General features: G+C 63.3%; 8 protein-coding genes. 3 read left to right on the plus strand and 5 right to left on the minus strand.

All coding sequences use genetic code 11. The annotated features are described in order from the left end of the window. Positions 1-37: 37 nt before the first annotated feature. Both WS96_RS09785 and rimO read right to left on the minus strand, forming a co-directional pair. Positions 38-964: a sugar kinase gene (locus WS96_RS09785; protein ID WP_034207417.1), complete on the minus strand. Its 927-nt coding sequence runs from the start codon at positions 962-964 to the stop codon at positions 38-40. Positions 965-967: 3 nt separating this feature from the next. Further along, on the minus strand, positions 968-2,329 hold the full coding sequence (gene rimO / locus WS96_RS09790; protein ID WP_059832253.1) for a 30S ribosomal protein S12 methylthiotransferase RimO: 1,362 nt from the start codon (positions 2,327-2,329) through the stop codon (positions 968-970). Positions 2,330-2,470: 141 nt separating this feature from the next. Between rimO and WS96_RS09795 the strand changes: the two genes are divergently transcribed. From WS96_RS09795 to WS96_RS09800, 3 genes are all read left to right on the plus strand, one after another. Next, positions 2,471-3,037 (plus strand): recombinase family protein, encoded by a 567-nt coding sequence (locus WS96_RS09795; protein ID WP_306454031.1) that lies wholly within the window; start codon positions 2,471-2,473, stop codon positions 3,035-3,037. Positions 3,038-3,090: 53 nt separating this feature from the next. After that, positions 3,091-4,230 carry a phytanoyl-CoA dioxygenase family protein gene (locus WS96_RS34480; protein WP_306454030.1) on the plus strand — a complete coding sequence of 380 codons (1,140 nt, stop codon included), beginning with the start codon at positions 3,091-3,093 and terminating at the stop codon, positions 4,228-4,230. A 597-nt stretch (positions 4,231-4,827) separates the two neighbouring features. Next, positions 4,828-5,082 (plus strand): hypothetical protein, encoded by a 255-nt coding sequence (locus WS96_RS09800; protein WP_059498821.1) that lies wholly within the window; start codon positions 4,828-4,830, stop codon positions 5,080-5,082. A gap of 122 nt (positions 5,083-5,204) precedes the next feature. Here the strand turns inward: WS96_RS09800 and WS96_RS09805 are convergent, their stop codons facing one another. The 3 genes from WS96_RS09805 to WS96_RS09815 all read right to left on the minus strand — a co-directional run bounded on the left by WS96_RS09805 (position 5,205) and on the right by WS96_RS09815 (position 7,878). After that, positions 5,205-6,047 (minus strand): lysozyme inhibitor LprI family protein, encoded by an 843-nt coding sequence (locus WS96_RS09805; RefSeq protein WP_059832255.1) that lies wholly within the window; start codon positions 6,045-6,047, stop codon positions 5,205-5,207. A 405-nt stretch (positions 6,048-6,452) separates the two neighbouring features. Beyond that, positions 6,453-7,019 carry a polyhydroxyalkanoate synthesis repressor PhaR gene (gene phaR / locus WS96_RS09810; RefSeq protein WP_059832257.1) on the minus strand — a complete coding sequence of 189 codons (567 nt, stop codon included), beginning with the start codon at positions 7,017-7,019 and terminating at the stop codon, positions 6,453-6,455. Positions 7,020-7,137: 118 nt separating this feature from the next. Continuing rightward, positions 7,138-7,878 (minus strand): 3-ketoacyl-ACP reductase, encoded by a 741-nt coding sequence (locus tag WS96_RS09815; protein ID WP_006491801.1) that lies wholly within the window; start codon positions 7,876-7,878, stop codon positions 7,138-7,140. Positions 7,879-8,097: the final 219 nt, after the last annotated feature.

Genomic DNA, 8,097 nt, shown 5'->3' on the forward strand with positions numbered 1-8,097 from the left:
GCCTGCGCTGCGACTGCGTCGGCGTGCGCGTTTCGCGTCAGCCCTGCATCAGGCTTTCGACCGCAGCGCGGTGCGGAATCGGCGCGACCGCGCCGTAACCGGTCGTCGACAGCGCCGCCGCCGCGTTCGCATAACGCGCGGCCGCGAACGGATCGTCGCCCGCGACGATCCGCGCGACGAACGCGCCGCCGAAGCAGTCGCCCGCGCCGGTCGCGTCGACGGCCTCGACCGCGAAGCCCGGCACGACGCGCCGCTCATGCGGCGTCGCGACATACGCGCCTTCCTTGCCGAGCTTCAGCGCGACGACCTGCGGCCCGTGCTCGAGCATCGCGTCGACGATCGCGTCGCGATCGTTCGCGCCCGTGAGCGCCGTCACGTCGTCCCAGCTCGGCAGACAGATGTCCGTCTGGCGCAGCGCCTCGCGCATCACCGCACGGGCACGCGGCAGCGGCCACAGCTTCAGGCGCAGGTTCGTGTCGAAGCTGACCTTCGCGCCGTGGCGGCGCGCATGGTCGATCGCTGCGAATGCCGCGTCGCACGGGGCCGTGCCGATCGCAAGACTGATGCCCGACAAGTGCACGGCCTTCGCGGCCGCGAGCGCGTCGAGCGGCAGGTCGCCCGTCGCATAGCGGCTCGCAGCCGACCCCGCACGCAGATAGTCGAACTGGTGGCCGTCGATGCCGTGCGTGACGAAATACACGCCGGTCGGCGCCGTGCGGTCGATGCGCACGTACGTCGTGTCGACCTGCTCTGCCGCCCACATGTCGGCCAGCAGCCGGCCGAACGGATCGTCGCCGATCGCCGACACGAAGCCCGTCGACGCGCCCTGGCGCGCCGCCGCGATGCAGAAGTTCGACGTGTCGCCGCCGAAGCCCTGCAGGAATTCGGGACGCCCCGGCTGCGACTGGTTGAATTCGATCATCGCCTCGCCGAGCGCGAGGATCTCCGGAAACGCAGCGGCCATCGCTTACACCTCGCCCCACAGATCGTGGCCGTCGGCGCCCGTGATCTTCACGGACACGAAATCGCCGACCTTGTAGCGCTTCGATGCCTTCGCCGCCGGCTCGACATAGACGACGCCGTCGATTTCCGGCGCATCGGCCGCCGTCCGGCCGATGCCGCCTTCTTCGCCGACTTCGTCGATCAGCACCTTGAGCGTCTTGCCGACCTTGCGCTGCATGCGGTTCGCCGACACTTCCTCGGCCACTTCCATGAAGCGCGCGCGACGTTCCTCGCGGACCTTGTCCGGCAATGCGCCGTCCAGGTCGTTCGCGGTCGCGCCTTCGACCGGCGAATACGCGAAACAGCCGACGCGATCGAGTTCCGCTTCGCGCACGAAGTCGAGCAGCGTTTCGAACTGTTCTTCCGTCTCGCCGGGGAAGCCCGCGATGAACGTGCTGCGGATCGTCAGGTCCGGGCAGATCTCGCGCCACTTCTGCACGCGCTCGAGCACCTTCTCGGCGTTCGCCGGACGCTTCATGCGCTTCAGCACTTCCGGGTGCGCGTGCTGGAACGGCACGTCGAGATACGGCAGCACGTGGCCCTTGAATGGACCTTCGGCCATCAGCGGAATCACTTCGTCGACGCTCGGATACGGATATACGTAGTGCAGGCGCACCCACGCGCCGTACTGCGCGGCGAGTTCGCCGAGCGCGGCGACCAGGTCGGTCATGCGCGTCTTGATCGGCTTGCCGTTCCAGAAGCCCGTGCGGTACTTCACGTCGACGCCGTAAGCGCTCGTGTCCTGCGAGATCACGAGCAGCTCCTTCACGCCCGACTTGAACAGGTTCTCGGCTTCCAGCATCACTTCGGCGACCGGGCGCGACACGAGGTCGCCGCGCATCGACGGGATGATGCAGAACGTGCACCGGTGGTTGCAGCCTTCGGAGATCTTCAGGTATGCATAGTGACGCGGCGTGAGCTTGATGCCGGCCGCGGGGACGAGATCGACGAACGGGTCGTGCGGCTTCGGCAGGTGCGAATGCACGGCCTGCATCACTTCGCCCACCGCGTGCGGGCCGGTGACGGCGAGCACCTTCGGGTGGACTTCCTCGATCAGGTTCGAGCCGCTGGCACTCGACTTCGCGCCGAGGCAGCCGGTGACGATCACCTTGCCGTTCTCGGTCAGCGCTTCGCCGATCGCATCGAGGCTTTCCTGCACGGCTTCGTCGATGAAGCCGCAGGTGTTCACGACGACGAGGTCGGCGCCGTCGTAGGTGCCGGAGATTTCATAACCTTCGGCGCGCAGTTGCGTGATGATTTGTTCGGAATCGACGAGCGCTTTCGGGCACCCGAGGGATACGAACCCTACTTTGGGGGATTGGGACATCTGGAATGTGGGGGCGTGGCAGCAAAAGCGTGAGTTTACAGCGATTTAGGGGCGGCGAGCCAAAATGAGCGACCGGCGGTAGCGTTGATCGACAGCTCGAGTACGCCGCCCGTTGGGCGGCCGACAACGAAACGGGGCTTGATGCGTCCCTATCACTGCGGGACGAAGGGCGTCGGCGTACCACCAGCGCCATGTGCCGGCAAGGCACGTTGGGGGGGATTCCTGCGTGCAGTCGAGGACGGCCAAGTACCGGCCGGCTCGGTGCTGATCGTTGAGGGGCTGGATCGCTTGAGTCGCGCCGAGCCGCTGCAGGCACAGGCGCAGCTCGCGCAGATCGTGAACGCCGGCATCACGGTCGTGACGGCTAGCGACGGCCGCGAGTACAACCGCGAGCGTCTCAAGGCGCAGCCGATGGATCTCGTGTACAGCCTGCTGGTGATGATCCGGGCGCACGAGGAATCGGACACGAAGAGCAAGCGCGTGAAGGCGGCAATCCGCCGGCAGTGCCAGGGATGGATTGCCGGCACGTGGCACGCCCCTATCCGGGTCGGGAAGGATCCGCACTGGGTGCGGAAGACTGAAGCGGGTGGGTTTGAACTGGCCGATGACCGGGCGGCAGCCGTGCATCTCGTCATTGAAATATTCATAACAAGGGCACGGCGCGGTCCGGATCGTCTGCGAGCTCGGCCGACCGCGGACTCAAGATAACCGAGAGCGGCCACTCGGCGTCGAGCCACATCTACCGGCTGCTGGCGAACCGGATGCTGATCGGCGAGAAGTCGGTCGAGGTGGACGGCGAAACGTTCCGGCTCGAAGAGGTGTCGCTCGCACCACCTTGGCGGCGCTTGTCGCGAGTTCACTCTCATTCTGTCCCCAAAAACACGTATCCAAAGGACGTCTCTTTACAAAAAACGCATCTGTATGATTTACTCCGATGCAAATCACAATCAAACGCGCGGCGAAAAATGACCAATCTGCGAGACCAGTTTGTTCGAGACGGCTACCTTTACCTGCCGGCGTTCTATACGCCGGGCCAAGTGGACGAAGTTGCTCGGCAAATTTCCGATGTAAAGAATCAACGGTCCACTGAGATCGTTGTCGACATGCTCGACACTGGCGAACGAACAACATTGGGATACCTGAGCCCCAAGGAGATCGAATCTCGCCGCATGAAAATCAACGATCTCTATCTTCCGATGGCATCGGTACGTGAACTGTCTCTGTCAGAGCGGCTTGCACCGATTCTTGGAAGTCTGCTGGGCCACACTCCAGTTCTGTGCAATAGCCTTTATTTGGAAAAAGGCAGTGCGCAACCCCCTCATGTTGATGCGTTGTATATGACGCCAAAGTCAGATGAGCATCTGATCGCGTCTTGGATTGCACTCGAAGATGCTCATCCAGACGCCGGCCAGCTCGAGTACTTCCCCGGAAGTCATCTAATTAAACAGATGATCTTCAGTAACGGCACTCGTCATTTCGTGCCAAGCGAGATGCCTGAGTGGGAGGCATATATGGAGCGCCAAGTACGTGAACTCGGGCTCGAGAAGAAATCATTTTCAGCCAAGAAGGGAGACGTATTTATTTGGCATTGCAACCTTCTCCATGCCGGCGGTGCCATCAGGAATCCGAACCTTACTCGCAAGTCGCTCGTATTCCACTACTACTCGCTCGACGACGTTAAGGAAATGGACTACAAGATCGAGCAACTGAATGGCGCATATTGGATGAACCGCGCTCCGCAACCTCTTCCTGAAGACGCAAAATGGAACTACGAATTCTCCGAGGAGGCTTATCTCGCGTGCAATCCTGACGTTGCTGACGCCGTCAGGTCGGGCGTGATCGCATCGGGTCGAGCGCATTACGCACAATATGGTCAGCACGAAGGCAGAAGGATGCGCTGAAACCGGATGGGCCGCGTTGGCTGAAGTTTTCGCTATGGATCGCAATGCGAAACACTACGCTGACCGGCCGACACGGATGAAAGCAGTGAAAAGATCTCGCCGCCAGATTTCAAGGGCTCAGCATCGTGACGCCGGACGGTCATCCCGCAACGCTCGCCGGGATTCGAACCGCAAGACTGTTGCCCCAACGCTTGAGGGTTTGAACGGTCATTAGGCGCTCCTTATATATTTCCCACCACTTGTGCAATGCTCATACGATGTATCAACGCGTAGATGCATCGTAGGAGCTGGTGTGAAGTGTGCCAACATCGTTGAAACGTCCTCCGTTCCCGCGCGCGATCGAAGTCGGTCGGTGTCAACCGACTCCGCGCGGGTTGTCGAAGGGCCGCCGGATTGAGCCAAGTCGAGCCACTGCGGGCTCAAGCGCGACTCGCTCGGATCCCGAACACCCGGTCGCGCTGCCGGGAAAGAAACACCCGCGCATCCGGGAAACGACGCCACTGCTCCGCCCCGTCGAACAAGAATCGCCCCGAATTAGCGCAGCCGCTATGCGAAAATGCGGCATCCGCTCTCTCCAATCGACCCAACGGGGCCCGCATGACCACCCACATCACGATCGAATTCACCGAGCACGCCGCAGAAGCCATCGGCGAGCAGACCAGCACCAGCTTTTCCTACGATCAAGGCGCGCACGTGCCGCAACCGGGCGATTTCGTCGAACTCGATAACTCGCGCCAGACATTTCTCGTGATCGGTCGCGTGTTTTCGCTCAAAGCGAACTACAGTGCCGTCAAGCTCGTGCTCGACCTTCCTCCGTCGGACGACGATCAGGATTTCGGTTCGGCACACTGAGCCACGACGGAACGCGTCGCGGTCATCCGCACCGATGACCCTGCGGCGCCGGTCCACGGCGCCGCAGCACCCAGCCCGTCGATTCGCTTGGCGGGCCGTGCTCGAACTCGGAACGCCGCGCGTCAGTGCGCATCCGGAAACACCGGCGCCTTCAGACACCGATCGAACCACGCGGCATCGCCGCCCTCCCCGAGCGGCCACAATTCGGCGTCGAGCTGCGGCAGGCCGGCCACCGGCGCCGGCGTACGGTTCTCGCCACCGGACGCCGCGGCCCGCACCCACCCCGCCTGCGCGCTGCCGCTGTCGCATGCATGCGTGCCCTGCGCTTCGCAGAACGCCACCGGATGCACCTTCCCACCGTCGGCCGCGCTCACCAGGCGGTACTGATAGACCGCGCCGGTCGCCCAGTCCTCGCTCTGACTGCACACCCGCGCATGATGTTGCACATGAATCGCGCCGAAACACGCATAAGAAACATGCGCGCCGCTCGCATCGTCGGGGATGAAATCGCAGTTGGCATCGAAGCCGGCCAGCGGGCCGCCGCTGTATTTCGCGAGCCACTGCCGCTCGGCCAGTGCGCGCGCGATCAGCCCTTCACCCGACCGGTCGGCCAACACGGCGGTGCGCCGATCGAAGGCCTTGCTCACTTCGTCGGCTGCCAGCCGATGCCCTTCGTAATCGGTATTGAGTCGTTTGTTGCGCGCGTCGAGCCAGCGGCGCTGGCTGCGCACCAGCATGTCGCGGACGGCGGTGTCCGGCGCGGCCTGTAGCGCGCCCGCATAGGCCGCATTCATCCGCGCATCGGCCGCGCGCAACGCGGGGCTCGCGCAAATGCGCTTCTCGATCGGCTGGACGGCTTTCGCGCAATCCATCGCAAAGCCCGGCACGGCCAGGCCGACACCCATCATGAACATCGCAGCAAGACCGGCCAGCCTGCCGGTCGATGCCATTCGAATCCCTCGCATGCTCTCTCTCAGTCGGTTTGTTTTTCTCGGCCGCCCGCATGATGCGGCATCGGGCCTCTCGCCATGCGCGGGAAGCGCTAGCGCATTTCGCGCATCGCCGTGCAGCGCCGCTTATGGTACGCCAGGCAAGCGTCCGCGCGGGCACGAACGCGCACCGCGAGGCACGGTGCGACCCGGCTTTCATTCGTATGGACGGGATCTCGATCGACTCGACGACGACGATGTCCGCGCCCACCGGGCACGGGCATTCGGTGCCGACGATCCTGGACGACCGTCGGCGATCTCTTCCGGCAAGCGGCAGCCGCGCATCGTCGTACCCGCATGCACGACGGCGGCGTGCCGCCCCGCTTCGCGGCGCCGACGCCCGACGGCTCGCGCCGCCCCGGCCGGCTTGCCGCGATGCCGTTACTTCTTTTCGGGCTCCGATGCGCCCGGCTGCTTGAACGGAAACGTGTTGAACATCGACTTCGCCTGGTTCTGCATCTGCTCCTGCATCTGCACGAACATGTTCTTCGACTGCTCGATGTAGCTCGTCATCATCCCTTGCATCATCGGCGCCTGCATGTTCATGAATTGCGACCAGACTTCCGGATTCATCGCGTTACCTTCGTAGAGGTTCTTCGATTGATCCGCGAGCTTGTTCTGGATGTCGATGAATGCCTGGATGTTCTTTTCCAGATACGTGCCCATCATGCCCTGCATCGCATGACCGTAGAAACGGATGATCTGCGACAGCATCGACGACGAGAACATCGGTACGCCACCGCTCTCCTCCTCGAGGATGATCTGCAGGAGGATGCTGCGCGTCAGGTCTTCGTTGGATTTCGCGTCGACGACCTTGAAATCCTCCTGCTCGAGCACGAGCTGCTTCACGTCGGTGAGCGTAATGTACGTGCTTGTCTCGGTATCGTAGAGCCGGCGGTTCGGGTACTTCTTGATGAGCCGTTCGGCCGTCTTCTTTGTAGTAGTCATGTAACGCCTTTGAGTGCAGCGTAGCGCAAGTGACGAATCCCCGCCGCCCGAATCCGGGAGGCGGGGGCCTTCGGAAAACGCCCGGCTGCGCAGCCATCCTGCCGCGCAGCCCGGACGCTCAGCCCATGTGCAGGCCGCCGTTCAGCGAGAAGTCGGCGCCCGTCGCGAAGCCGGAATCGTTCGACGCGAGCCACGCGACGATCGAGCCGATTTCCTCGGGGCCGCCGAGACGCCGCACCGGGATCGTCGCGACGATCTTCTCGAGCACGTCGGGGCGGATCGCCTTCACCATGTCCGTGCCGATGTAGCCCGGCGACACGGTGTTGACCGTCACGCCCTTCGTCGCGACTTCCTGTGCGAGCGACATCGTGAAGCCGTGAATGCCGGCCTTCGCGGTCGAGTAGTTCGTCTGGCCGAATTGCCCCTTCTGGCCGTTCACCGACGAAATGTTGATGATGCGGCCCCAGCCACGTTCGACCATCCCGTCGATCACCTGCTTCGTCACGTTGAACAGGCTCGTCAGGTTGGTGTCGATTACGGCGGTCCAGTCTTCATGCGTCATCTTGCGGAACACGACGTCGCGCGTGATGCCCGCGTTGTTGACCAGCACGTCGATCTCGCCGACTTCCGCCTTCACCTTGTCGAACGCTTCCTTGGTCGAGTCCCAGTCGCCGACGTTGCCTTCCGACGCGATGAAGTCGTACCCGAGCGCCTTCTGGTCCTCGAGCCATTTCACCCGGCGCGGCGAGTTCGGGCCACACCCTGCGACCACCTTGAAGCCGTCTTTCGACAGGCGCTGGCAGATGCTGGTGCCGATGCCGCCCATCCCGCCCGTTACGTACGCAATTCGCTGAGACATAAATCTCACTCCATTTTTTGGTTTCGAGAGCTGCCGGAGGCCCCCTCTGACTTCACGTGACGCCGGCCGAAGCTGCAATCGGCCGGCGCACGGATCCGGTTCGCCGGTGGCGAACGGCCGGTTACGAACGGCCGATCACGGACGCTCGACCGCGAGCGCGACGCCCATCCCGCCGCCGATGCACAGCGACGCCAGCCCGCGCTTCGCATCGCGCTTGAC

This window comes from Burkholderia sp. MSMB1835 (assembly GCF_001526365.1).
GTDB lineage: Bacteria > Pseudomonadota > Gammaproteobacteria > Burkholderiales > Burkholderiaceae > Burkholderia.